Raw genomic sequence first — 26,133 nt, forward strand, 5'->3', positions numbered from 1 at the left:
CCAATCTCATGTATATAATCAACAATTGATATTGAATCTCCTTGCCGAAATAGGTAACTTGGCGCAGTAAAAAAATATTACTCAGAAAAAACGAAAACGAATGAAGCTACCAAAAATAGAAATCTACAGAAAAATTTTAGATAACGGGTTAACGCTGCTTCTCAATGAAAATCATAAATTGCCTATTTGCACGGTTATGATCTGGCTGCGCGTGGGCGGCAGGAACGAAAGCCCGGGTATTACGGGCATGTCACACTATCTTGAGCATTGTTATTCCATGGGAACGCAACGGTTCGGGCCGCGTGAAAACAGTTGGCTTATTCAGCGCATTGGCGGAACTAAAAACGCATTTACGTCGCATGATTTTACTGCCTATTATTCCAATATTCCTTCCGCACATTTTGAAACGGTAATGGATATGGAGGCGGACCGCTTCACGCATCTTGCGCTTCCGGAAGAGCATGTTCTGTCTGAAAAAGAAGTTATCAAAGAAGAAAAACGTCTGCGGTATGAAGACTCTCCGTTTGGCAAGATGTACGAAACGATGTGCGGACTTGCTTACGAACGCCACCCGTATAAGAACACCGTGATCGGCAGTTGGGACGATCTGAATGTGATGACACGCCAGGATATGATGGCGTATTATAAGAAATGGTACGTTCCTGAAAATACCGTGATCGTACTATCCGGCGACGTTGCGCGTGATCGCGCGGTGCAAGCGGCGGAATCGTATTTCGGCGCAATTCCCAAAGGAAGTCTGGACGATTTAAAAACGGCTGATGAACCGGCGCAGCAATCGGAACGCAGAAAAAGAATACAAATGGAAGCAGAACATGCTTCGCTTCTGATTGCCTATCAGGCCGTCGCGATGGATGACGACGATTATATTCCTCTGGTTTTTTTGAGCCATATATTGTCCGCAGGGCATAGTTCAAGGCTTTATCAGGCGCTGGTGTATGAACAGCAGATCGCCACGTTTGCGTCGGCAGCATGCGAAGGTTCAAAAGACCCCGGGCTTTTTCAGATCATGGCGCAAGTTCAATCCGATCACACGATCGAGGAAGTGGAAGCGGCTTTGATGCAGGAAATTGAAAATGTTCAAAAAGAACCTGTTTCAGACCGTGAATACGAACGAATTAAAAACATGGTGGAATCGGGGTTTATCCATGCGCTGGAGACCAACGATAACCGGGCGGAAATGATCGGCCGGTATGAAATCGTTTCAAGAAAATACGGTTCGGAATACGTGAATATTTCGTTAGATCTGATTGAAAAAACAACGAAAGAGGATATTCAGCGGGTTGCAAAAAAGTATCTTATACCTGCGCATAAGAACATCGTCATACTGGATCCGATTAAAAGAAATTGATTTTACTATAGTTTGTCATGGTTCGACAAGCTTGTCCTGAGCCCCGCCGAAGGGCTCACCATGACGTATGTGAGTAAAGCGGATAAGCACTATATTTAATCCATTCATAGAAAGAGAGTTATAGGAAGATGGAACATCAGCAATATACCATAGGGGAAGAAATTGCAAACAGCATAACTCACGGAATCGGAGCGGCTTTGAGTATAGCCGGATTGGTTATTCTCGTGGTCATGGCGGCGCTGCACGGCGATGCGTGGCATATTGTCAGTTGTTCGATTTACGGCGCTTCCATGATCATGCTGTATACGGCATCCACGTTGTACCATACTTTTCAAAGCCCGAAAGTCAAACATGCCATGCGAATTCTGGATCATTCGTCGATCTATTTATTAATTGCCGGTACCTACACGCCATTTACGCTGATCAGTTTACGCGGGCCGTGGGGATGGTCGTTATTCGGCGTGATCTGGGGCCTTGCATTAACCGGCATTATATTTAAACTGTACTTTACCGGGCGATTTAATAAAGCGTCTACCATCATTTACGTTTTAATGGGATGGATTGCCGTCATTGCAATTAAACCAATGATAGACATAATTCCAATCGGAGGACTGGCGTTACTCTTCGGCGGCGGATTGTCCTATACGCTCGGTGTCATTTTTTACGTTTGGAAAAAATTACCCTACCATCATGCGGTATGGCATCTTTTTGTATTGGGAGGAACGATTTTGCATTTTTTCGCGATTCTCTTTTTCGTATTACCAAGTTGACAAAGGGCGCCGAATGATAAGTGAATTACAAAGCCGATTCGAAATGTTTGAATCGAAACGGATGTTTTTTTTGGATCGGATGAACAAGATGACTGCGGAACAACTTTCATTCAAGCCTCATGCAGACCACTGGAACATGCTGGATATAGTTCAGCATTTAATGTTATCCGAGCGCGCTTTTTTGCTGCAGGTAACTGAAAAAACGTTTAAACCGCGCAAACCAAGGTTTCATCCGCTTATCGGTTCGTTTATACTATGGTTGATTTTCAAAGTCGGCATTCACGTCAAAGTTCCTGTCAAATCGGCTCTTCCGAAAGATTCGATGAGTTTGCATGATTCCACGGCGCTGTGGCAGGAAAAACGGACAGGGTTGAAAGAATTTTTTGAAACCTTAGATCGAACTTCGGCTCGCCAAAAATTATTTTTTCATCCGATTAGGGGAGGAATAAGTTCCATTACGCTGGTCGAATTTCTCACCGTTCACTTTGATCATCACATGAAACAGGTGAAACGTATTCAGCGTTCACCGCATTATCCGAAGTAAAAACCACACACTTATGTGCCTCATCCTTCTAGCATACCGTGCTCATCCGGAATACCCGGTGATCATTGCCGCCAATCGCGATGAATTTTATGAACGACGAACAGCGCATGCGGCATATTGGGATGACAATCCTGAAATATTGGCCGGTAAAGATCTGCAGGGCGGGGGCACCTGGCTTGGCGTTTCAAAAAGTGGGCGGATCGCGATGATAACGAACTACCGTGAACCCGGCTCATTCAATCAAGACGCGCCTACGCGCGGAAAGCTGGTCAGCGATTTTTTATCCGGCAAAAAAAATGCGATGAATTACCTTCAACAAGTAAAACACGGCGCGCGATCGTACAATGGATTCAACCTGATCTTGGGAGATGATTCCGGATTTTATTATTTTTCCAATCGATCGGACAAAATAAATCAATTACCGTGCGGAGTATTTGGACTAAGCAATCATCTTTTGGACACGCCGTGGCCAAAAGTAGAAAAAAGTAAAAATAAATTAATGAAATCGCTCGAACAAACGCAGGTTAATGAAAACGAATTGTTTGCTATTTTATCTGACGTTACCCCGGCGAATGATGCGCAGCTTCCGGATACGGGCGTAGGAGTTGAATTGGAGAAAATGTTATCGCCGGTATTTATCAAAAGCCCGAAGTACGGCACGAGGTGTTCGACGATTATCCTGATTGACAAAAAGTTAAAAGTGAGTTTTGTTGAACGAACGTACGCGCCCGAGGACGGCCGGTGGACAGAACTTAGATATGAGCTGAATTGGCGTGCAACTATAGTTTCTTAAGCAGCTCGCGCGAAAGAAATTTGAATCTTGGCGCTTCAAGATATTGATCGTTGTCCACAACCTTATTCAACTCGTTCTTAGCCAACTCGTTCTTTCCAAGATGCGCATAACAAAACGCTAAATAATAGCGAGCCTGCGGTTCCCGCCACTTTTGATCGCCGTCATCCGTCTGGGTTCGAAGCGCTTCAAGGAAATAATCTTTTGCGCTCGGATAGTTAGAATGCGCCATTTCTGCGCGGCCAAGATAAAAATTGATTTGCGATAAAAATTTGACGTTTCCGTTGCGCGCTTCCGGTTTTAACTTCAACATCATGCCTCGGCCTTCCTCGGTTTTTCCGAACAAAATCAAATGCCGTGCACGAATCACTTCTATTTCGAATTCAGACAATCCGTATTGCAGGCGATTCTTGCTGGCCTGGGCGGTCGATTTACCTGAGTACTCATGATTCTTAGCAAGGTCATAAAGGCCCATGGCGGAGGCGCGGTTACCGGAGAGCTCCATCACTTCCCCGGATTGATAATATGCGGCGCCGACAATCCAGGCGTCAATGCTTTTGAATAATTTTCTATTTTTGCCGATCTCAGATGCTTCCGTCAAATACGGCAATGCCGTTTTATAATCATTTTTTAATTTGTTAATACGTCCCAGAAAATAGTCCGCGAACATTTTTGACGACATAAAAGATGCGTTCACCGCCTCTCTGGCTTTATAAAATGAAAGTTCCGCTTTTCCAAAATCTTCCATGGAATAATAGATGAGGCCTAACTGATTATACAAAAACGGGTTTCGGTTAAATCGTAAGGATAATTCCTGATGAAACCGAAGCGACTTTTCATAATTTCCTTCTTCGTAATAGACGTTCGCCAGGAAAAACTTAGCTTCCAGTTTGGCCAGCTTTCCTTTTTCAAAAGCCGTCTCAAGCTGGCGAATTCCCTGAGCCCTGTCACCCCCCAATCCGAATAATCCGGCTACGGCATCGATCCATCGCGGCATGGCGGCCGCATAATAATTATAAACGCCCGTGGTAAGATACGCATCGAAAATGTCCGGATTCCGGCGGATAATATCCTCATGCAGGCTTTTTGATTTTTTCGCATAATAGAATGCCTTGAAAAAATTACCAACCATTGCGTGATACCGTGCGATATTTCCATAGGAGGTGCCTCTGTAGAATTGTCCATCAACCTGATCAGTTCTTTCATACTCCTCGGCAACGGCGATGGCGTGGTCGTTCAGCTCCATAAATTGTTCTTCACTTGCGGTAGAGTCGTATCCTGAAATGATTTGATAAAAATGAGAGGACGATTTGAAATAATATCCTTGGGGGTGCTTCGGATTCATTTGTATGACCGAGTCAAAAAGCGCGTCGGCATGCGCAAAATCAAGGTTGTAAACCTTTTCCATACCCTGAAGCAATAAAGACGCGGCCGAATCCTGATTTTGCGATTGTGCAATAACGCGCGAATTCAGCATCAATAAAACAAAGTATATAAGACTGATTAAGTATTTCATGTATTAATTAAATTAAAACTGTCCGGCGATACCAAAGTGAATTTTACCGTTTCCAAAAGAATCTTTTTTTCCTAAACCGAAATCCAAAGCGAAAAGCCCTAATTGCGTTTCAAATCGAATACCAAACCCGTATCCGATCGGCCATCCGTCTTCCTTGATGATCCTATTTTGATCAACAGGGGATGAAGCGTTGCGATAATAATATCCGAGATCAACAAAAGTAAATATACGTGATCTCGGCGACGTCAGCCAGCGCAGTTCAAAATTATTCCACCCGACACGGGTGCCGTTGAAAAAATCTTCCGTGTAGCCCCGAAGGGTTTTGAGTCCGCCGAAGCGTAACTGCTCACTGTATGGCACGAGCGTTTGCGGCGATTTATATACTGCGCCGTGCAGAGCATTATAAAACACCAACTGTCTCGTGACGGAAATGATCGTTTCAAAATCTAAAGTAACTTTCTGGGTAGAGAGCGTGCGGCTGTTTTTTTCAACGATCACGGGAAGTCCGTTAACTATCAGTGTATCGGAAGCGCTATTGTTTGCAGTCAGTCGGTCTTCATTTTTTCTTCCGTATTCGATCTGCGCTTTGTAGAATGTGCCTTTCCTTGGGTTGTAAGGAGTATCACGGGTATCATAAGATAATCCGATATAGGCCGATGCAAATTGCGCCGTGGGAATATTATACAAAAAAGAAGTTACGGGATCGGCTGCGTCCACATATTTTAATTTAAGCCCGAACAGGCCGGCGCCGAACGTACCCAGCCAGACACTCCCGTCCAGAGTCATTTGTTGTTCCACATACGTTGTATCTTGAACCAACTGCTGAAATGATCCGCTTAGGTTTAAGGGAAAGTTAAATATCCACGGCTCGGTATATGCAATCAGGAATTCCTGGGAATACCTGTTCTTTTTCTGCCAACGCACGTCGAGACGCCTCGCGGTTCCATAAAGATTTAGAAAAGACAAATTGGCAATGCCGGTAAAATATCCTTTGGATGCGGTGGTTTTCGGAACATACCCAGCAACGCCGTCAATAATATTTGACGGGCCCTCGTTTATACTAATTTGCTGACGGTAACTGCTGTCGCTGTTTGCCGCAAGTTCACCGGCCCGCGCTTCGGTAATAAAAGGGAATCGGCGTATTCGCGCAAGGCCGGCTTCAATGTCGGTTCTGCGAAATAAGCGGGGTAGAGTGAGCCTCATTTCTCTTAGCAAAACATTACTTCTTGTTTGTTGCTGACCGCTCATTTCTAATTGAGTCAACATTGTTTTTTGATTTTCCGACACATGGAGACTAATGGCAAGTTTGGGCTGACCTTTTTCTTCATACAATTTTAGTTCAGCAACCGTGACCTTCGCAAACGGATATCCGGAGTCTTCATACAAACGAAGGATTTCCTCGATATCCATCTCAAGAGTTTTTGGATCGAAAGATTTATTCACATTCGAGTTCATCACGTTGAGCAGATCGGAAACGGTTAAAGAGGGGTTTCCTTTAAATTCGATATTTCCAATGGAAATTACTTTATTTTCTGTAACCAAGATTTGGATGCTAACTTCTGAAGAATCATCGGAAAAAATATAATGAACGGAATCAATTTGGATCAAATACAAATTTTTCAGGCTATACAGGCGGAGGATCTGTCGTAAGTCGCGGTCAAGCGCAGCTCGATCAAAAAAATTGTTTTTACGTGATCGGAGGTTTTCGAGAATATAACTCTCTGAAACCTGCGCGGCGCCCTCAACGCTGATCCTCTTGATTGTTGCCGGGGATTCAATTGAGTTTGACTCTGTTTGGCTGAATGCCGGCGTTGAAAAGATAAGAAAGGCGACGCAGGTAATTATAAATAATGCGGGTTTCATATCATGTTATCTTGTTGATATTCCGATATAATGCATCATACCGCAGCGGTACAGAGAACAAGTTTATGGAATTCCACACAAGCACTTATTCTATGATTCTCTGTGTCTCCGTGGTGAACGATTAATCCTGTCTAAGAATAACAATCTTGCCGCGCGTTAAGTCTACTAATTGGGAGCAAAACCGTTCAGTTTCGCCGGCTCGAATGGAGATCATCATTTCAGTTTGTATATCGTACTTGGTCTCAGTTATTTTCGCTTCGAACAAGTCAATCTGGCGCATGACCACGCTCGTTTCGTCATATGGAAACTGAACGCGGACGTTTTTATAAATTATTCGTTTGATAATATCGCAGTAAGTAATTACGTCAACGGCGCAGTCGGAATACGCGCGGGCAAGGCCGCCGGTGCCTAATTTTGTTCCTCCGTAATAACGTGTCGCCACAATAATGAGATTAGTCAACTTCCGGCCTGTGATGACTTGATAGATCGGCTTTCCGGCGGTGCCGGATGGTTCCCCGTCGTCGTGGTAACGAAAGGATAAATTAGATTCAATTCCGGCCCGATAGGCATAACAATGGTGAGTTGCATCAAAATATTTTTTTTGAATAGAGGCAAGAAATTGTTCCGCATGTTCACGGGATTCGATCGGGCAGGCGCTTCCGATAAAAGTGGAGCCTTTTACTTTGATTTCAGATTTTTTTTCATCTTTGATCGTATAAAATTCATCCGTAATCATGGGTATGGTTTTTGTGGAAAGAAAATCAAACGGCGTTCAAAGATACGGTATATTGCCTTCTTGGACTGGGAAATTATTCCATAAATATTTTGTTTTTATGAATGACGCCGATCGCTTTGCCGCGCATTTCGTAATTATGGTATGGCGTATTGACGGATTTGGAACAGGTTTGCGAGACGTCGTATTTCCATACTTTTTCTAAATCGAGAATGGTGAATGTTGCGGAAGCGCCTGCCGTAAATTCCGGTAGCGGCAGGTTAAGTAATTTCCTCGGCGCAATAGCAAGTTTATCTATCGCAGAATCGAGAGAAATAACTTTTTTGTGTACCAGATCGGAGAGCGTGATACCCACGCACGTTTCTAATCCGGTAATGCCAAAAGCCGCATGGTCAAATTCGCATTCTTTATCCTCAACGGTATGCGGTGCGTGATCCGTTGCAATAATATCGATCGTTCCGTCCTGCAAACCCTTTTTGATCTCGTCCACATCTTTTTGCTCACGCAGCGGCGGATTCATTTTTGCAAACGTATTATAGTTTTCCACGGCCAGATCGGTGAGCGTGAAATGGTGCGGACAGACTTCACACGTGACTTTGATCCCGCGTTTTTTTGCTTCGCGCACGAGCCGAACCGTTCCGCCGGATGAAATGTGCGCGATATGAACGCGGGAGTCCGTATATTCGGCTAACAAAATATCCCTCGCAACAATAGTTTCTTCCGCTATACTCGGGATGCCGCGTATGCCCAGTCGCGTGGATGTAAAGCCTTCGTGCATGGATCCGCGATTGGATAATTGTTTATCCTCTGCATGTTCAATTACCGGAATGTCGAACATTTTTACATATTCGAGAGCGCGGCGCATGATTTCTGCGTTGTAGACCGGATCGCCGTCGTCAGAAATACCCACCGCGCCCGCCTCGACAAGATTACCTATTTCCGCCAATTCCTTTCCCTCGCGATTTTTACTGACACAGCCCACGGGATATACGTCCACGAGGTGTTTTTCAGCGCGCGATTTTACAAAAAGCACGGTATCGGGAGAATCTATCGGAGGCGTAGTGTTCGGCATACAAGCGATTGCGGTAAAACCGCCCGCCATTGCGGCATTACATCCGGTCCAAACCGTTTCTTTATCCTCGCGGCCGGGTTCGCGCAGGTGCACGTGCATATCGATAAAACCGTGCGTAACTATTTTACCTGAAAGATCTATAGTGTCGGCGCCGGACTGACTGATTTTACCGATCTTTTCTATTTTCCCGTTCTTAATAAGAATGTCCGTAACTTCATCGCGGCGATTCAAAACGTCGATCAACCGCACATTTTTCAACAGAAGCTGCTGGGGTAGGGGTTTTGCTGATACTTCTCGTGCCATCAATGTCCTGCTCGGATTAAAGTGAAATTAGTGAGTAACTACAAAAGTTGTTATGATACCGGCTATGGTCGCGAACATGAGCGCCATCATGACTTTCTTCATCCGGTCTTGCGGCTTAAGCGCGATACCGCGAACGTCGCTTAATTCCGTATCTCGAAATGCATCGCCCATACGCAGTGAAACAATCCCATCTATATTGGAATAAAATGTTCCGTCATACGTCTCGCCGTTATACAAGACAAGCGTAACCGCGTCGCCCGGCTTGATGGTCTGGATAATCTGTTCCAATTCCGCATACCGGTTTTTTCTTTCGGATTCATCCAGTTCCTTTTTTTCGCTTAAATAATAATTACTGGCGCAGCCCGCGGTTAGCATTAAAAGAAAAGCAAGAAGAAGATATTTATACATGGCAAACCTATCGCATGAATTTTTGTAAATCTAATGTTTCAGAAAACCAATTTCAATCACTCAGTTTTATTTCTCATCGAATCGGCGACCATTACAAAAAAATCTTTCATAACCGGGATCAGTTCCTTGTCGCCTATGCAATCGTCCATTGCCCTCTGCATGCACGACAGCCACTGATCTCGTTCGGCCGTTCCGATCGAAAACGGCGCGTGTTTGGCGCGCAACATAGGATGCCCGTATTTTTCTACGTACAAGGGCGGCCCGCCGAATCGTCCGATTAAGAACTTAAACAGCTTTTCGCGCGACGCGTCAAGGTTTTTATGCATGGCGCGTATACCTGCCGCATTCGGGTCAGAATCCATTATATCATAAAACCGGTTTACCAGATTTTGAATGGCGTCTTCACCGAGTTTATGATAGAGCGCGCCGATTTGGTTTAATGCTATTTCGTTCATGCGCCTTATTTCATCGGATGACCAAGAAGAGAAACGTTAGTTATACTGAAAGGGATCTCGAGCTTTTGTACATCTTCATACATTTCGATCTTAACGGAACCTTTCGGAGGAAACTGGCCGTCGATATATAAACCAATCGTGCAGCCGTCACCGAAATCGGAACTGGAATATTTTTGGGTGTTGAGTACTTTGCCTGTGGCATCGAGAATTTGAATATCTTTGATCATAGTATAGGAAACGGCAAATTTCAGGCTGATTTCCTGAGACGATTCATTTTGCGTGATAGTTTCGATCGTGACATCAAACGAAGTGCCTCGCGAGCCTTCTTTCAATTCTTTTATTCCCGTGTCAACCCATTTGGCGCCCGATGCCGAACTGGCATAAACAAATCCTGACAGTTCTTTAATTCCTTTGACCGTTTGATCCGGAACCAACAGCGTCACGTCCCATAATATATGAGAAGCGCTTTGGGATACTTGCAAATACGTTGTTTCTCGGCTCCATTCGTCCGTTGGTAGAAGGTCGTCTCCGTTATCAGCTATGGCTCTGGTAACAACTGCCCTTTCTGCCGCTAATAAAGCGCCCGGTAATTCTCCCAAAAGAGACAAACGGTAACTTTGATCGTTCCCGAATAAATTATAATCCGGATCGGATAAATTGGATAAGGTGGTACGGACGATTTTCACGTTATTGAAATTCCCGCCTTGGTAGTTTTCAACTTTTTTTGCGGGTTGTGCCGATTCATCCACAAGACCCAGCGTCGTGATCATCGCATCGTATGCAGCCTGCGCTGCGGCCATCTCTGTGGCATAGTCAAAAAAGGCTTTAAATTTGCCCTTAGAAGAAGCGCGCACAGGTCCTTTTTCACCGAAAAGTTGTTCGTTCATTTCAAATCCCGACGGCGGGCCTTTCTGGAGATCCGATCCTGCAAGGGCTTGCGCGCGCCACCATTCCTCATTCGCCATAAGCTTATCAAGGGCATCCAGAAGTTTCTGTCCGTTAAACGAAACCCGCAACAGGCCGCTTTTATCCATTTTGAAATTATTTACTTTTTCTATTTTTCCCGGCAATTGAAAACTAATATCCGTCGTCATGGTTCCCAAGAAAGCGCCCATCATCGGCTTCATCTGAGCAAACTGTGATTTTTGTTCCGTAACAAATTTGTCTACCTCCTCGCTCGAGAGGTTCGTTTTTGTTGATGCCTTTTTTTCCGATTTGCTTTCACTATTCATCTCAAGTATCAGGTTATTTTGCGCGTCCTTGTAGAAATTAATAGAATCCAACATGCTGATATTTTTGAAACGAACTTTTGTAATATCAGTGAAATAGGCCGTTCCTTTAAAGAAATTTTTTCCGTCGTCAGTTTTTTTGTATTCAATATCTTTCCAAGTATCAATACCCGCGGAATTTTTCAGCACATCCTTTGCCAGCGAGGCGCCGGCGTTACCTTGATTCGTTTCCATCATAGGCGTAGCCTTGACCTCAACAAGCACTTTTCCCGATCCGTCGGGATTTACAGTATAATCCAATTTGGTTTCGTAACAGCCGAGATACCATAAGCTCATAACGGCGACGATCAAAGCGGCAATCCAATTTGTTTTCATAAGGTCTCCTCGATTAGGTGTTTCATTTTAACAAAGGTTAATTATTGATCATTTTGAGTCAGAGCAGAATATGCTATTCCGTAAGAAACTTTTTTGTTCTAAGAAAAACTTTCATACTGCGAGGAAATCCCATTTCGTATCATTAGTAGTTCCCTTTCAGGGCTGAGTTTCCTCTTTAATTCAAAAAATATTCTTACAGAATATCATTAAAAAATTACTTTAGAGCATTTGAAAGAAAATCGTTTTCAGATACAGCGTTTCCGGAATTTGCAGAATGTGCGGATGATCCGGTGGTTGGTACGAAGTATGAACCACACGCAGACGTACTCCCAAATCCGCTGAAGCATAACGGCCCGCTTCCCGCATCAGGTCCGTGGACATGTGATAGGCGCAGGACGATAAGACGATATGCCCGCCGGTATTGAGTAATTTAAGAGAATTAAGCAATAATTTCCAATAGGCCCACTTAAGTTTTTCCATTCCTTCTTTGCGCTTAGCGATGGCCGGCGGATCGATAACGATCAGATCGTATTTTTGTACTTTGCCCGCCTCTGTTTTTTGTAATTCGGTTTGCTCGTCTAAAAATTCGAAAACGTCGCACGTAAGGAATTCACATTTTTTTTCAACGCCGTTTAATTGTACGTTTTCTTTGGCAAAACCCACAACATCGGGATCAAGATCAATTGCCGTCACAATAGCGCCTGCTTTGGCAAGCGCGACCGTAAAAGCGCCGGTATATGAAAACAGATCGAGAGCCTTTTGATTGGGCTTTATCAACGAGCGTACGAAATCGCGATTATCACGCTGATCAAGATAAAAACCGGTTTTGTGCCCTTTGATCGCATCCACAAGAAATTTCATGTCATTTTCAAAAATCTCGATAGATGCCGGAACTTCGCCGTACACTGTACCCGCACATTTGTCTAACCCTTCTTCCGCGCGCGATTCCATATCGCTGCGCTCGTAAATTCCTTTAGGCTTTACGAGTTCAACCAGTATTTCAACGATCTCCTTTTTAAATTTTTCCATCCCGAGCGAGCGTATCTGCATCACGAGATAATCGCCAAATTGATCCACCATTAAACCGGGCAGCATATCGGCTTCGGCGTGAATGAGCCGCCTTGCATCCGAGTTGATTTTTTGGTTGTCCCGAAATTGAACGGCTTTCTTAATGCGATGTAAAAAAAAGCTTTTATCTACGGCAATGTTTTGTTTAGATAGAATTCGAACCAGAATATGCGATTGGGAATTGTACGTGCCGATAGCAAGAAATTTATTCTCCGAATCGTAAACTTCCACGATGGACCCGTTCTCGATAGTATCCCGATCCTTGAACTGTGTGGACACATCGTCACGAAAAATCCAGAGGTAATTGTTACGGATCTTTTTATCTTTTTTTTCTTTGAGCCTAACCTTGTTCAATCAGCCTAACTCTCTTTCTCCAGTTTATTTTTTAATTCACTCAGCGCATTCAGCGCTTCGAGCGGCGTCAGCGCATCCACGTCAATTTGCGCCAATGCTTCTTTGATTTTTTGCCCTAGCGTATCTTCAAATAAGGTGATTTGCATGGGCGAATCGGCGCCTTTTGTAAGTTCGTTTTTATCTTTATGTGCGGAAATATTGTGTGACTCCAGATTTTTCATGACTTCTTTGGCGCGCTGGATCACGTCCTTTGGCAGTCCGGCTAATTGCGCGACTTCGATGCCGAAACTGTGATCGCATCCGCCCGGAGCGATTTTGCGAATGAAGATAATTTTGTCGCCGTATTTTTTGACCTGCATATTATAATTTTTAACGCGGGGAAGCAGTTCCTCAAGTTCCACGAGCTCGTGGTAATGTGTGGCAAACAAAGTTTTCGGTTTTTGATCCGTGTGATTGTGTAAATATTCCGTTACCGCCCAGGCGATGGAAAGCCCATCGAACGTACTCGTGCCGCGGCCGATCTCGTCCAACAAGATCAGGCTTCGTGACGTCGCATTATTGAGAATGTTTGCCGTCTCATTCATTTCAATAAGAAATGTGCTTTCGCCGGCCGCGAGATTATCCGATGCGCCTACGCGGGTAAAAATTTTATCCACCAATCCGATCTCCGCAGAAGCGGCCGGAACAAAACTTCCCACTTGAGCCAAGAGGACGATGAGTCCGACCTGACGAAGATAACAGCTTTTTCCCGCCATATTCGGCCCGGTAATAAGATGGATCTGGCTATCAGCGTTCATCGTAAGATCGTTCGGAATAAACGGCTCATCCGGCGGCAGTATTTTTTCAACAACCGGATGTCGCCCTTCACGGATCAGCAGCGAATCGGAATCGGTCACAGCCGGCTTGACGTATTTGTTTAGCGTCGCGGTTTCAGCAAATGAGAAATAACAATCCATTTCCGCGATTAGCGATGCGTTTTTTTGGATATCGGCAGTATAATCCGTAATCGTTTTTCGCAATTGATCAAAGAGCTCCATTTCCAGGCGGTTGATCTTCTCTTCCGCTGTCAGCACTCTTTCCTCATACTCCTTGAGTTCCGGCGTGATAAATCGTTCCGCATTGACCATGGTCTGCTTACGGATATAGTCGGCCGGTACTTTGTCTTTGTGCGTGTGCGTAATTTCGATATAATATCCGAACACGTTATTGAATTGGACTTTGAGCGAACCGATGCCCGTTCGTTCACGCTCACGGCTCTGAATATTCGCGATATAATTTTTTCCGTCAAACGCCGTGCTGCGCAGCGTATCGAGTTCTTCGTTGAAGCCCGCCCGAATTACATTGCCGTCTTTGATCTGCAGGGACGGTTCATCCACGAGCGCGCGATTAATCTCCTGCGTCAGCGTTTCCAGGCTAACAAGGGAATCCCTGATTAGCGCCAAGGCGGGGCTTTTTGCTAATTCCATTTCTGTTTTGATCGAGGGGATGATCTCCAGCGATGAACAGAGCGCGCGAATTTCACGCGGATTAATACGATTGGCGCAAGCTTTGGATATCAGCCTTTCCAGATCGCCGATATCTTTGAGCAGGGTCATGAGCTGATCGCGCAGTTTTCCGGAGTGCACCAGTTCGCCCACGGCATCCAGGCGGGATTGAATTTTTTCTATATTCTTTAGCGGCCGTGTGATCCATTGTTTAAGCATGCGTCCGCCCATGGCTGTAACCGTCTGATCCAAAATAGAGATCAAACTTCCATGAGCATAACCGTCGTGGGTCGAACTCATGATCTCCAGGTTTCGCAGGGTAACGGTATCGAGCATCATAAAATCAGTTTGATCGAGTTTACCCATCCGATTGATGTGCGCCACGTCGGTTCGCTGGGTTTCTTTTAAATAATGCAGGCCGGCGCCCGCCGCGCATAATCCCGGATGGAGATCCTGCACGCCGTAGCCTTTAAGAGAATGGGTTTTGAAATGCGCGATGAGAATGTCGTAGGCGTACTGGTAAGAAAAAAGCCAATCTTCCTGCCGCGTGACAACATGCGGCCATTTGGCCGATTGGAACATGTTCTTAAGCGCCTCATGGAGGGAAACGGGAACAACAATCTCCGACGGCATGAATACGTTCATCTGATCCAAAAAATCTTTTTCCGAAAATTCGCCGACGAGAAATTCTCCCGTGGACGCGTCCATGATGGATAATCCAAAAACCGTTTCAGGCCCGGTTTTGTCCGTGATAACGCAGGCAAGGAAATTATTCGATTTTTGATTGAGAATTTTGTCCGAGAGCGTCGTGCCCGGCGTGACAATTTCGATCACATCCCGTTTGACAATGCCCTTGGCCATTTTGGGGTCTTCGAGCTGCTCACACACCGCAACGCGGAACCCGGCTCGGATCAGTTTTGGGAGATAATTGTCCAGCGCATGATGCGGGAAACCGGCAAGAGCAACTTCCGCCGCTTTGCCGTTGGCGCGTTTGGTCAGTGTGATACCGAGGATCTTGTGAACCGTTCGCGCATCGTCGTCAAACGTTTCATAAAAATCGCCCATGCGGTAGAGTAAAACCGTATCCGTGTATTTTGATTTGATCTCAAAATACTGGCGCATCAATGGCGTGGAATCTTTTAATTCTATTTTAGGAGTGATCGACATAATTTATATTTGTCCAGTTCCCCTCCTTCGAGGCCGTTGCAGAATGAGTTATTTTTGCGCCATTGTGTCAATAGTAATGAGAAAGGTAATATGATCGTTACAGCCCAAGGCACTTTTCTCAGCCGGAGGCTGATGCGCCTCTGGAGCATTTCCTTCTTTCTTTTGTGCCAGCAAAAGAAAGAAGAATGGTTTTTCCAAACGGTGTTCATCTTACATATAGTTTATTGCAAACTCTAATGACTTTGAATCCGCTTTCTTTTTAAAAAGAAAGCGGCAAAGAAAACTTCGGCTGTGATAAAAATGCCTAAACCCTCGTTCGCAGAGTGGGTTGCGAAAAACGATTCTCAATCTTCACGATACGTTAAATTAGAACGTTAGTGATAGCCGTTTTTCGCAGAAGTTATACTGCGAACTCGGGTTTCACCGGCATTTTTATCAAGGCCGGGAATACCAAAGCATGACTCAAGTAAAATATTTGAAGACAACATGTCATATTGCAACAACCTCTAAGGAGGTGAAAATGCGATGCGATTTCTTCGTTTGTGAGATAATGGATTTGATTATAGGCATAATAGCCTACTTTTTCAAAGGCTTTTTGTCACTGAATCCACGATTGACTTTTGGGAATAGTTTTGATATTTTTTTGACGACTTTAATAAAACGCCATTGATGTCAATGGCGGCAGGAAAGGCGCATGTCCCGGGAAAAAATACTGATGATCGACGACGAGCCGGATAAAATTTTCATTTTCTCGACGATTTTGCAGAATAAAGGTTTTGAAGTCCTAACGGCGGCAAGCGGCAATGAGGGAATTGAGTTAATTCAAACTGCGCATCCCGATCTCATCCTGCTCGATATTAATATGCCGGACATTAGCGGTCATGTTGTGCGTGAAAAACTAAAGGAACGTCCGTTCACGCGCAACGTGCCGGTCGTCATGTTCAGTTCCAGCGATCAGGTGACCGACAAGATCCGGTCGTTAAAAACAGGTGCGGACGATTATATTACTAAAGATGTAGACCATGAGGAATTGGTTGCGCGGCTGGAAGCGCTGATCCGGCGCTACAAGGACAGCCTTGGCGCGAATCCGCTTACCAAGTTACCGGGGAACTATGCGATCGAGGACGATATCAATTTCCGCATCAAAGCGGGATTTGAATTTGCGGTATGCTATGCCGATCTGGATAATTTTAAAGCGTACAACGATAAATACGGTTTTAAATCAGGCGATGAAGTTATTAAAAAAACTGCGGAGGTTATTACGCAGGCGGTCAGCGAACTCGGAACGAAAGACGATTTTATCGGGCATGTCGGCGGAGACGATTTCGCCTTTGTTATATCGCAGAGAGACAAGATCGATTCTATTTGCAAAAATATTATCGATACATTGAATGAAATTTACCCTGAATTATACAACGAGGAAGACCGTAAAAAGGGATTTATTATTACAAAAAACCGAAAAGATGAGACCGATCAATTTCCGCTGATGTCGATTTCGATTGCCGTGGTGAGTAACGAGAACAACAAGTTGACCAACGTCGGCCAAATCGCGCAGATCGCCAGCGAAGTTAAGAAAATGCTAAAGTCAAAGCCTGGAAGCAATTACTGGATTGACCGGAGAAGTGCCGTTGCGGGTGTAAATTAAAAATGGAACACGGATAACGCGGATTTGACTGATTTCCACTGATTAATAGATTAAAAACAAATCCGTTTGAATCCGTATTATCAGTGTCATCCGTGTTCTATAGACATATGAAATCTGACGAAAAATGAAAGGAACCTATGTTCAAAAAGGTCATGATCGCCAACCGCGGTGAAATAGCGCTTCGCGTAATACGCGCTTGCAGGGAGCTCGGCATTAAAACCGTAGCGGTATATTCCGAAGCGGATGCTAATTCACTCCATGTCCGTTTTGCCGACGAGGCTATATGTATCGGACCGCCGCCCAGCGCGCAGAGTTATCTGAATATTCCCCAGATCATGAGCGCGGCGGAAATTTCCGGCGCGGACGGAATTCACCCGGGATACGGTTTTCTTTCAGAAAATATCAAGTTCGCGGAAATTTGTGAATCGGTAGGAATTAAATTCATCGGCCCGAGATCCGACATGATCCAGAAAATGGGAGATAAAGCGTTTGCCAAGGATACCATGAAAAAAGCCGGTGTGCCGGTTGTGCCGGGCAGTGATGGAATTGTAAGGGACATGGCTCATGCCAGAGAGATTATAGAGCAGGCCGGGTTACCGGTAATAGTCAAAGCAACTGCCGGCGGCGGCGGGCGCGGCATGCGTATCGTGAGAGAAGAATCGGAATTTGAAAATGCGTTTAACACGGCACGGAGTGAAGCCCAGACGGCATTTGGAAATCCGGAAGTGTACATAGAAAAATTCATCGAACGTCCCCGCCACGTGGAAATTCAGTTGATCGGCGATCAGCACGGCAATGTATTTCATCTCGGCGAACGCGACTGTTCCATGCAGCGGCGCCATCAGAAGTTAATCGAAGAATCGCCGTCTCCGGCCGTGGACGAAGCTTTACGGGAACGTATGGGCGAAGCCGCCGTTCGCGGCGCCAAAAGCGTCGAGTATGAAGGCGTCGGTACGATTGAATTTCTGCTTGATAAGGATAAGAATTTTTATTTCATGGAAATGAATACCCGCATCCAGGTGGAGCATTGCGTCACGGAAATGGTGTACAGCATCGATCTTATTAAATGGCAGATTCGCGTCGCGGCGGGTGACAAACTTCCTTTCATTCAGTCTGAGCTGAAACCCAAGGGTCATGCGATCGAATGCCGGATAAACGCCGAAGATCCTGAACATAATTTTCGTCCTTCCGCAGGTAAGATACACGCGTTTCATATCCCAAACGGATACGGCATCCGCGTGGATTCCCATGCCTATGCCGAATACCAGATTCCTTCGAACTACGATTCCATGATCGGAAAGCTGATTGTGCTCGGTGAGGACAGGGCGGAAGCTATCGAAAAAATGTACGGGGCTTTGGATGAATTTATTATCGAGGGCGTCAAAACGACTATTCCGTTTCATAAACAGATGATGCGTAATGAGAATTTTGTCAGCGGCGATGTGGATACAAAATTCGTTGAACGCCTGCTGGGAATATAACGAAATATAAAATTATGGTAATAGATAACGAGATCATACAGGCACTCGACGAAATCATTTTGGGGCGAATCGTAAAACGCAGCAAGCATGAACTGACTTGGGACGAGCAGAATATTAGGGAAGAATTTATTCAGCGGCTCCTGCACAATCATTTCGAGTTCAAGACTATAAAAAATGTAGACGTACCGATCGGATTTCGTTGTCCGGCATTTTTGCTGCGTGAACAATGGGCTTATTTCGGATGGGTGAAATGGATGAAATACGATGAGGGTATTTACTGGAAATATTTCGCATCCGAAGTGCGCCGCCCGTCGGGAAGCCCGGTGATCATTATTACATCGGACGATATAAAGGAAATTTACGTGAATGATCTGTCACACGAAGAGCACGACCCCGATTTGCCGCCGCTGTATGAATAAAGGTTTTCAGTTGAATTTCATGGATTATTTAGCGAATATAGAAACAACAAAAAAACGAAACACAAACGGAGTACGACCTTGAAACGACTTGGAATTATCGTGGACGCGATCACGGCGCTGCGTACCCTGGGCGGACAAAATTTACCTGATCCGGTGCATGCGATTGCTATGATCGAGATGGCAGGAGCGGACAGTATTGTGTATACCTTACAGGGAATTGCTTCGTCCAAAGAACCGCGCGACGTAAAAATATTGAAAGACTGCATTCATACCCATTTTAATCTCCGTATCACGCCGAACCATGAGATGGTCCAATTGGCAATCAATGCCAGGGCAGAAATGGTGACGTTGATCCGCATGGAAGTAAACGAAATCAAAAGTATTGCGGTGCAACAGAATGAAAATCAATTAATGTCCTTAATCAGCGTCCTTCGCGCCGGTGGAATCGTGGTTAGTGCCCTGATTGAGCCCGATGCAAACGAAATCAAGTCAGCGGTTAAAATCGGATGCGACTATATTGAACTGAATACTGAAAAGTATGTTAAATCGGACACTTTGACGCTTATGGAACAGGAACTTGAAAACATCAAAGCCATGGCGATGGCGGCCGCAAAACTTAATTTAGGCGTGACGGCGTCCGGTCATTTGAATTATACCAATGTGCGCGACCTAATCAAAATCGACGAGATCGAAGAAATTAATGTCGGCCATTCCGTGGTATCGCGGGCCTTGTTCGTAGGATTGGATCAGGCAGTCAGAGATTTTGTTACTATTGTCAAATGACGTGTTTGCGTCAGGAGTCCAAACGCTGTATAAAGCACCAAACTGAAATCTGAAAAAAATAATATTCAAATAATAAAACAGGAGTTTTCAATGTCTGACATGACCAATGATACTGAACTTTGGGCTAAGGATAAGCATCTTATTGCACGGCTGGATGAAGAAGAGGAGCAAGAAGAAGAAACAAAAAAAGATGACGAAAAAGAGGATCCGCTTGGAAAGAAAATGATGGAATTCTTTCTCAAGTCGCGCACCGTGCTGCTTTTTGAACAAATCGAACCGAAAGTGACGCGCCGTCTGATCTCCCAACTGCTGTTCTTGAACGAACAGGATTCGAAAAAAGAAATTAAACTGTTTATCAATTCTCCCGGAGGCGTCGCAGATGACGGACTTGCCATTTATGATCTGATTAAACTAATTGATGCGCCTGTAAAAACCATTGTCTGCGGATTAGCGGCCAGCGCGGCGGCAATCGTTTTAGCGGCCGCGAAAAAAGAAAACCGATTGGCTCTCCCGCATTCACGTATCATGATACATCAGCCTCTTGGCGGCGTTCGTGGAAGCACCAAAGACATTCAGATCAGCGCGCAGCAGATCGTCCGCCTGCGTGAACAATTAAATGAGATCTTAGCATTCGAAACGGGTCAACCGATAACAAAAGTGGCCGAAGATACTAATCGTGATTACTGGTTCACTACCGAAGAAGCCATTGCTTACGGCATGATTTCACGCAGCGTTGAAAAGATCAGCGCTATTTAAATTGAATCATAACATAAGTTCATATGGCAAAATTTGAACACCATATCTTCATCTGTCAGAACACAAGAGAAACCGGACACCCGCGCGGGTCGTGTAATTCAGACGGGAAAAGCGAATTACTGAAACTGTTCAAAGAATCAGTAAAAAAATACGGATTGGATGGGAAAGTCAGATCAAATAAGGCAGGCTGTCTGGATCACTGTGAGCACGGGCCAACGGTTGTTATCTATCCGGAGGCCGTATGGTACGGCGGAGTAAAAGCGGAAGACGCGGATGAAATTATAAAATCACTTGTTGAAAGCAAAACCGTCGAAAGACTGAAACTTAAAGAATCCTGCATTAATACATCCGCCTGCGAACATAAACCTAAGAAGTCATCCTGATATTCTTAAGTTCGGACAAAAGGAAGTGTGATCCTGTAATCACCAACAGGTCATTAGAATTCATCTTAGATTGAATATCCAGAAAAGCATTTCCAAAAGACTCTGCCGCTTTGACTTGAGAATAAAATTGCCGGATGTTCTCTGCCAAAACCTCTGCCTTTAATGCACGTTCATTTCGAGGCGTTACAGCATATATTTCCTTAAAATGAGGTGCGATAATTCTTACAGCCTCCGCATAATCTTTATCTGCCAGCATCCCGATGATCAGAAATAATTTATTGAAATGCGGCTTGTAGATGGACTCTACGGCTTCGGCTAAAACCTTCATACCTGCAGGATTGTGCGCAGCATCCACAATAATCCACGGATCCTTTCGAATTACTTCCAAACGCGCAGGCCACATGACGTTTTCTAAACCCAGCCGAATCGCATCTTCTGAAACTGAAAATTGTTTTTGGATAACAACCGAACTGACCGCCAGTGCGGCGTTAGTCAGCTGATGCTTTCCCGCAAGGTTCACATTCATGTTTTTAAAAAAATAATTTTCGTCATGTATGTTTACATTAAGGTCTATCTGTGACCGGTCAATTTCTAACCGAACATTCGAAAATGTTGTTGCATTACCGAGATAGAAGGCAGTGGAATTTACTAAACGCGCCTTTTCGGCAAAAACGTGTTTCACCTTATCGTCAACAAAACCGATCAGGCATGGCCTGTAGGGTTTAATAATTCCTGCCTTTTCAACTGCAATGGATTCCATCGTTTTGCCGAGGTGTCCCGTGTGTTCCAGATCAATATTCGTAATAACTGAAATCAGCGGATCGACAACATTTGTCGCATCGAGGCGCCCGCCAAGGCCGGTTTCAATAATGCCGATCTCTATCTCATTTTCTTTGAAGTAATCAAACGCCATCGCCGTTGTTGCTTCAAAAAAAGTACATTTTAGTTCATCGATCTTAATTCTCATTTTGTTGGTCAGCCGAACGATGTCCGCCTCTGAAATGCACGCACCGTTAATTCGGAGTCGTTCACTAAAATGGAAGAGATGAGGCGAACTGTACAATCCTGTTTTATATCCGGCCGCGCGAAAGATGGAATCAAGCATGGCACAGGTCGATCCTTTACCGTTGGTCCCGGCCACGTGAATGACAGGAAACGAACGCTGCGGGTTTTCTAAGTATTCTAGTAAACTCCGGGTATTATCCAAACCCAATTTCATTCCAAAAAATTGGAGGTCGTAGAGATATTTGAGCGTTGCTTCGAATGGACTAGTCATCATGCTGTGCGGTTAAAAAAAAAGCTGTATTTAAAAATACAGCTTTTAAGAATACAAAAATAAAAATAGATGTCATTCATAAATTCCGGTGATGACTTCGGGTACGAAATCGCCTTTTCGTCCTTCAATACCAACATGCTCATCTCCGTACATCCCCTCGTCTTTAATGTCGCGGGCGTAGACCGATTCTTTTTTAGTGATCAGGCGCTGAATTTTCATAACCGCTTCAATAAGTCCCTCGGGGCGCGGCGGACAGCCCGGTATATAAACGTCCACCGGAATAAACTGATCGACGCCTTGAATGAGCGTGTACGTATTGAAAAAACCGCCGGTCGAAGCGCATGCGCCCATGGAGATACACCATTTCGGATCGGGCATTTGATCCCATATCCGTTTAAGCACCGGCATCATCTTGATCGAGACGCGCCCGGAAACGATCATCAGGTCGGCCTGGCGCGGCGAAAAGCGGATAGCTTCTGCCCCGAATCGCGCCATATCATAACGCGGGCCTAGCGCCGCCATCATCTCGATCGCACAGCACGCAGTGCCGAACGGCATCGGCCAAAGAGAGTTCTTGCGTCCCCAATTCCATATAGCTTCCACCGACGTGGTTAATACGCTGTCTTTGATTTCTTTAGTTAGATCCATCTTGATTCTCTATTAGCTGAACGTCATGGTGAGCTTGTCGAACCATGACCCATTAAAATTGCCATCCTTTGACAAGCTCAGGATGACAAAGCAGATATATTATTTAGCCTTTTTGTAATAATCAGCGACTTTATCCCAATTCACCACGCTCCAGAAAGCCGTCACATAATCCGGCCGGCGATTCTGGTACTTCAAGTAATAAGCGTGTTCCCAAACGTCCAAACCAAGTATGGGCTTTAATTTATCCGAAAGGGGGCTGTCCTGGTTAGCTGTGCTTGTCACGACCAAGTTGCCTTTGCCGTCCACGCATAACCAAGCCCATCCGCTTCCGAAACGCGTCGCGGCAGCTTTTGCAAATTCCGCTTTAAAATTATCAAAACTGCTGAACTTCATATTGATCGCATCTGCCAAATCGCCTTTGGGCGTTCCGCCTGCGTTGGGGCCCATAACCGTCCAGAAAAAACTATGATTCGCATGTCCGCCCGCATTATTGCGGATGGCGGTGCGAATGTCTTCCGGAACGGCATTCAGATCTGCAACAAGTTCTTCAGCGGTTTTAGACTGTAAGTTGGCATATTTTTCCAGCGCCGCATTGGCGTTATTTATGTAGGCCTGATGATGCTTGCCGTGATGGATTTCCATAGTTTGTTTATCAATATGTGGTTCTAACGCATCGTGCGGATAAGGCAATGGGGGCAAGGTGAAAGCCATAATGAACTCCTTCTATTTAGAAAATCAGAATTGTCATACAATAAACCAAACCACATTAACAAAAAAAAATGTTCTACGCAACGATTTTTTGACCCAAAATCAATATTCTGAATTTTTCAACTCTTACTTTATACAATAGCGTCAGTAAGTCGAGATGGGCAGTTACTAATCTGCTATATTCCAATTCGGATAAAAGCCATGGTATTTTCCATAGATAAATAGGAAGAATAAAATTTTTACTTGACAATAAGAAAAGGAAATAATATTATTAAACCACGTAGCGGTTTCTTTTTAGCCATAATATCTCAAATACTTTTTGCCTATTGTTTAGAATTGAGAAATGAAAAAACTTTTTCGACAAAAGTATCCCGTCGTCAGACAATATGATCAAACTGATTGTGGGCCGGCTGCTCTTTTGAGTGTTCTAAGGTTCTATCGAGGTGACTCTAGTCTTGTTCGTTTAAGAAGACTGTGCAAGACAACGTCCGTAGGTACGTCAATGGCTAACATAGTGGAAGCCGCAAACGTGTTGGGTTTTGATGCCCGTGCTGTCCGAGGGGAGTTTGAAGAACTTTGTGATGAAATCATGCCGTGCATTGCTCATATTGTTACTTCAGAAGGGCTGTCACATTTTGCTGTAGTTTATACTGCAACCCCAGATATAGTTTTAGTGGGTGATCCAGGACGGGGACTGCTAAGACTATCTTCCGAAGAATTTATGAATTTATGGAAATCAAAAACGGCCGTTTTGTTTAAACCGGGTTCTAAATTGCATTATGATAAGCCCCCCAGCTGGCTTTACTGGATTAGTCAATATGCGAAAAAATATGAAACGTGGATATACCAATCGACTTTTCTCGGAGTTCTTTATACCGTTTTGGGTCTTGCCAATGCCATTTTCATTCAGTTGATTGTGGACAAAATTATTCCTACTGGTCAAACCGAAAAAATAGTATTGCTTACCCTTGCCTTATTTTTAGTATTAGTTCTGCGTTCTGGTTTTGGCTATTTCAGGCAGCGCTTTTTGGTTGTCGCCAACAAGAGGCTGAGCAATGATATTTGTGCCGATTTTTTACGCCATCTATTCAGATTGCCAAAATCTTTTTTTGATTCGAGAAAAACAGGCGATATTCTCACAAGATTCGCCGATACCCATCGGGTTCGGCAACTTATTCTCACACTGTCAACTGTGACAACTATAGACATCCTCATTGTATGCGGCTCATTGTCTTTCTTATTTTTTATTACCCCTGGAATTGCATTGTCAATAGCTCTTTTGCTTCTCATATATTCATACTTATTGTTTACCAGAGCTAAGAGCTTGACGGATCAACAAAGATCAGTTATGAAGAATAATGCGGAGGTTGAGTCCTCCTATATTGACAGTATTGAGGGTATTGATCATCTGATAAGTTTTAATTCTCAAGAAGTTTTCTCAGAGTTAAACATTGTCTTATTTAGGCGGCATCAGGATGGTATAGAGAGATTCGGTATGACCCAAGCGAGGTTGTCACTTTTTGCTGAATTTTTTCTTGGATTGGTTATGTTGTCAACGCTGGGAGTTGGCTCTTCGTGGGTATTAGGTGGCAGTCTATCATTAGGTCAATTGATAGCCGCCTATAGTCTTCTTGCGCTACTCATCCCAAGTGTCAATCGATTAGTTGATGTTAAGGTTGCCACGGCAGGTGCTTCAGTTGCATTCCATCGTATGATGGACATATTACTGATCGAACCCGAAAAACTTGACGTAGGAGGATGTACGTGTATAGACAAATCAGTTTCCATTGACAAAGGGTCTTTTGGTTGGTCTGGCCAAGGGTTGCTTTTTAAAAACATAAGCCTTACAATTTGCAAGGGCAAGTTATCTTCATTGTGGGGGCCAAGTGGTTCCGGTAAAAGCACTATAGTCAATATCTTGCAGCGAGTGTTGGACTTGTCCTCTGGTACACTCTTAGTCGATAACGTCCATGCGAATTTATTGTCTATTCGAGAATACAGAAAGAAAATATGCACCGTTCCTCAATCGATCAAAATCTTCAACGCTTCACTCCTTGACAACATTCTTCTTGGACGACCATTTTCTGGAATTGAAAAAGTTACGGAGTGGATAAACGAAATTGGTTTCAGTTTTTTCCCTTCCAGATTTGAAAATGGTTTACTTACACTAATTGGAAAAGATGGTCAGCAGCTATCGGGAGGAGAGAAACAGCTTCTTGGTTTTTTGCGCGCTCTTTGGAACAGACCTGAGGTTTTGGTTATCGATGAAGCCCTAACCGGAATTGATATGTTTATTGAAAACGAATTATGGAAGTTTTTGAAAAGGTATTCAGAAACAAATGCGGTATTAATTGTTTCGCATGACTTACGAACAATATTAAAAACCGATTACGCTTTTATACTCAATTCCGGCACCATTGTCAAAAGCGGACCACCAGTAGGACTTTTTGATGCAGATCAGTTGAGAACAACGTATGGAGTAACTATGAATTTTGACGTCATGAATAATAATCCTCTCGTCGTGAAGGCATAGC

The 26,133-nt window shown here is 44.4% G+C and carries 23 protein-coding genes; 11 read left to right on the forward strand and 12 right to left on the reverse strand.

The genetic code is table 11. The annotated features are described in order from the left end of the window. Positions 1-100: 100 nt before the first annotated feature. From F9K33_10150 to F9K33_10165, 4 genes are all read left to right on the forward strand, one after another. Positions 101-1,369, forward strand: a complete 1,269-nt coding sequence (locus F9K33_10150; protein KAB2879180.1) for an insulinase family protein — start codon at positions 101-103, stop codon at positions 1,367-1,369. A gap of 128 nt (positions 1,370-1,497) precedes the next feature. Further along, positions 1,498-2,139: a hemolysin III family protein gene (locus F9K33_10155; GenBank protein KAB2879181.1), complete on the forward strand. Its 642-nt coding sequence runs from the start codon at positions 1,498-1,500 to the stop codon at positions 2,137-2,139. Further along, the gene (locus F9K33_10160) at positions 2,021-2,683 is read left to right on the forward strand and encodes a DinB family protein (GenBank protein ID KAB2879182.1); all 663 of its coding nucleotides are present in this window, start codon (positions 2,021-2,023) and stop codon (positions 2,681-2,683) included. The genes F9K33_10155 and F9K33_10160 overlap by 119 nt, the downstream gene beginning before the upstream one ends. Before the next feature lie 13 nt (positions 2,684-2,696). After that, positions 2,697-3,476, forward strand: a complete 780-nt coding sequence (locus F9K33_10165) for an NRDE family protein (protein KAB2879183.1) — start codon at positions 2,697-2,699, stop codon at positions 3,474-3,476. On the opposite strand, the gene F9K33_10170 is transcribed toward F9K33_10165, so the two are convergent. From F9K33_10170 to mutS, 9 genes are all read right to left on the reverse strand, one after another. Next, on the reverse strand, positions 3,463-4,989 hold the full coding sequence (locus tag F9K33_10170; GenBank protein KAB2879184.1) for a tetratricopeptide repeat protein: 1,527 nt from the start codon (positions 4,987-4,989) through the stop codon (positions 3,463-3,465). The two genes, F9K33_10165 and F9K33_10170, sit on opposite strands and share 14 nt — an antisense overlap. A gap of 12 nt (positions 4,990-5,001) precedes the next feature. Further along, a complete protein-coding gene (locus F9K33_10175; GenBank protein ID KAB2879185.1) occupies positions 5,002-6,852 on the reverse strand; it encodes a BamA/TamA family outer membrane protein in 1,851 nt (616 codons plus the stop codon). A 121-nt stretch (positions 6,853-6,973) separates the two neighbouring features. After that, positions 6,974-7,588 carry a YigZ family protein gene (locus tag F9K33_10180; protein ID KAB2879186.1) on the reverse strand — a complete coding sequence of 205 codons (615 nt, stop codon included), beginning with the start codon at positions 7,586-7,588 and terminating at the stop codon, positions 6,974-6,976. 73 nt (positions 7,589-7,661) lie between these two features. After that, positions 7,662-8,960, reverse strand: a complete 1,299-nt coding sequence (locus F9K33_10185; protein ID KAB2879187.1) for a dihydroorotase — start codon at positions 8,958-8,960, stop codon at positions 7,662-7,664. A 27-nt stretch (positions 8,961-8,987) separates the two neighbouring features. Further along, positions 8,988-9,368 (reverse strand): hypothetical protein, encoded by a 381-nt coding sequence (locus tag F9K33_10190; protein ID KAB2879188.1) that lies wholly within the window; start codon positions 9,366-9,368, stop codon positions 8,988-8,990. Between the two features lie 56 nt (positions 9,369-9,424). Then, on the reverse strand, positions 9,425-9,823 hold the full coding sequence (locus F9K33_10195) for a group II truncated hemoglobin (GenBank protein ID KAB2879189.1): 399 nt from the start codon (positions 9,821-9,823) through the stop codon (positions 9,425-9,427). A 5-nt stretch (positions 9,824-9,828) separates the two neighbouring features. Continuing rightward, positions 9,829-11,427 carry a hypothetical protein gene (locus tag F9K33_10200; GenBank protein ID KAB2879190.1) on the reverse strand — a complete coding sequence of 533 codons (1,599 nt, stop codon included), beginning with the start codon at positions 11,425-11,427 and terminating at the stop codon, positions 9,829-9,831. Between the two features lie 219 nt (positions 11,428-11,646). Continuing rightward, positions 11,647-12,849: a class I SAM-dependent rRNA methyltransferase gene (locus tag F9K33_10205; GenBank protein KAB2879191.1), complete on the reverse strand. Its 1,203-nt coding sequence runs from the start codon at positions 12,847-12,849 to the stop codon at positions 11,647-11,649. Positions 12,850-12,854: 5 nt separating this feature from the next. Further along, positions 12,855-15,455, reverse strand: coding sequence for a DNA mismatch repair protein MutS (gene mutS, locus F9K33_10210; GenBank protein KAB2879221.1), 2,601 nt, complete (start codon positions 15,453-15,455; stop codon positions 12,855-12,857). A gap of 739 nt (positions 15,456-16,194) precedes the next feature. Here mutS and F9K33_10215 point away from each other — a divergent pair. From F9K33_10215 to F9K33_10240, 6 genes are all read left to right on the forward strand, one after another. After that, positions 16,195-17,145 carry a response regulator gene (locus F9K33_10215; protein ID KAB2879192.1) on the forward strand — a complete coding sequence of 317 codons (951 nt, stop codon included), beginning with the start codon at positions 16,195-16,197 and terminating at the stop codon, positions 17,143-17,145. A gap of 137 nt (positions 17,146-17,282) precedes the next feature. Continuing rightward, positions 17,283-18,626 (forward strand): acetyl-CoA carboxylase biotin carboxylase subunit, encoded by a 1,344-nt coding sequence (gene accC / locus F9K33_10220; GenBank protein ID KAB2879193.1) that lies wholly within the window; start codon positions 17,283-17,285, stop codon positions 18,624-18,626. A 14-nt stretch (positions 18,627-18,640) separates the two neighbouring features. Then, complete coding sequence (locus F9K33_10225) at positions 18,641-19,045, forward strand: hypothetical protein (GenBank protein ID KAB2879194.1); 405 nt, start codon at positions 18,641-18,643, stop codon at positions 19,043-19,045. A gap of 78 nt (positions 19,046-19,123) precedes the next feature. Next, positions 19,124-19,828 (forward strand): pyridoxine 5'-phosphate synthase, encoded by a 705-nt coding sequence (locus F9K33_10230; GenBank protein KAB2879195.1) that lies wholly within the window; start codon positions 19,124-19,126, stop codon positions 19,826-19,828. Positions 19,829-19,927: 99 nt separating this feature from the next. Continuing rightward, positions 19,928-20,584 (forward strand): ATP-dependent Clp protease proteolytic subunit, encoded by a 657-nt coding sequence (locus F9K33_10235; GenBank protein ID KAB2879222.1) that lies wholly within the window; start codon positions 19,928-19,930, stop codon positions 20,582-20,584. Between the two features lie 23 nt (positions 20,585-20,607). After that, positions 20,608-20,967, forward strand: a complete 360-nt coding sequence (locus tag F9K33_10240; protein ID KAB2879196.1) for a (2Fe-2S) ferredoxin domain-containing protein — start codon at positions 20,608-20,610, stop codon at positions 20,965-20,967. On the opposite strand, the gene F9K33_10245 is transcribed toward F9K33_10240, so the two are convergent. From F9K33_10245 to F9K33_10255, 3 genes are all read right to left on the reverse strand, one after another. Beyond that, a complete protein-coding gene (locus tag F9K33_10245) occupies positions 20,951-22,246 on the reverse strand; it encodes a bifunctional folylpolyglutamate synthase/dihydrofolate synthase (GenBank protein ID KAB2879197.1) in 1,296 nt (431 codons plus the stop codon). The two genes, F9K33_10240 and F9K33_10245, sit on opposite strands and share 17 nt — an antisense overlap. A 69-nt stretch (positions 22,247-22,315) precedes the next feature. Continuing rightward, entirely contained in the window at positions 22,316-22,891 is a 576-nt protein-coding gene (locus tag F9K33_10250) for an NADH-quinone oxidoreductase subunit B (protein ID KAB2879198.1), read from the reverse strand. 99 nt (positions 22,892-22,990) lie between these two features. Beyond that, complete coding sequence (locus F9K33_10255; GenBank protein KAB2879199.1) at positions 22,991-23,602, reverse strand: superoxide dismutase; 612 nt, start codon at positions 23,600-23,602, stop codon at positions 22,991-22,993. Between the two features lie 340 nt (positions 23,603-23,942). On the opposite strand from F9K33_10255, the gene F9K33_10260 reads away from it, so the two are divergent. Continuing rightward, positions 23,943-26,132 (forward strand): ATP-binding cassette domain-containing protein, encoded by a 2,190-nt coding sequence (locus F9K33_10260; protein ID KAB2879200.1) that lies wholly within the window; start codon positions 23,943-23,945, stop codon positions 26,130-26,132. Position 26,133: the final 1 nt, after the last annotated feature.

It is taken from the genome of bacterium (genome assembly GCA_008933615.1).
Classification (GTDB): Bacteria; CLD3; CLD3; order SB21; family SB21; genus SB21.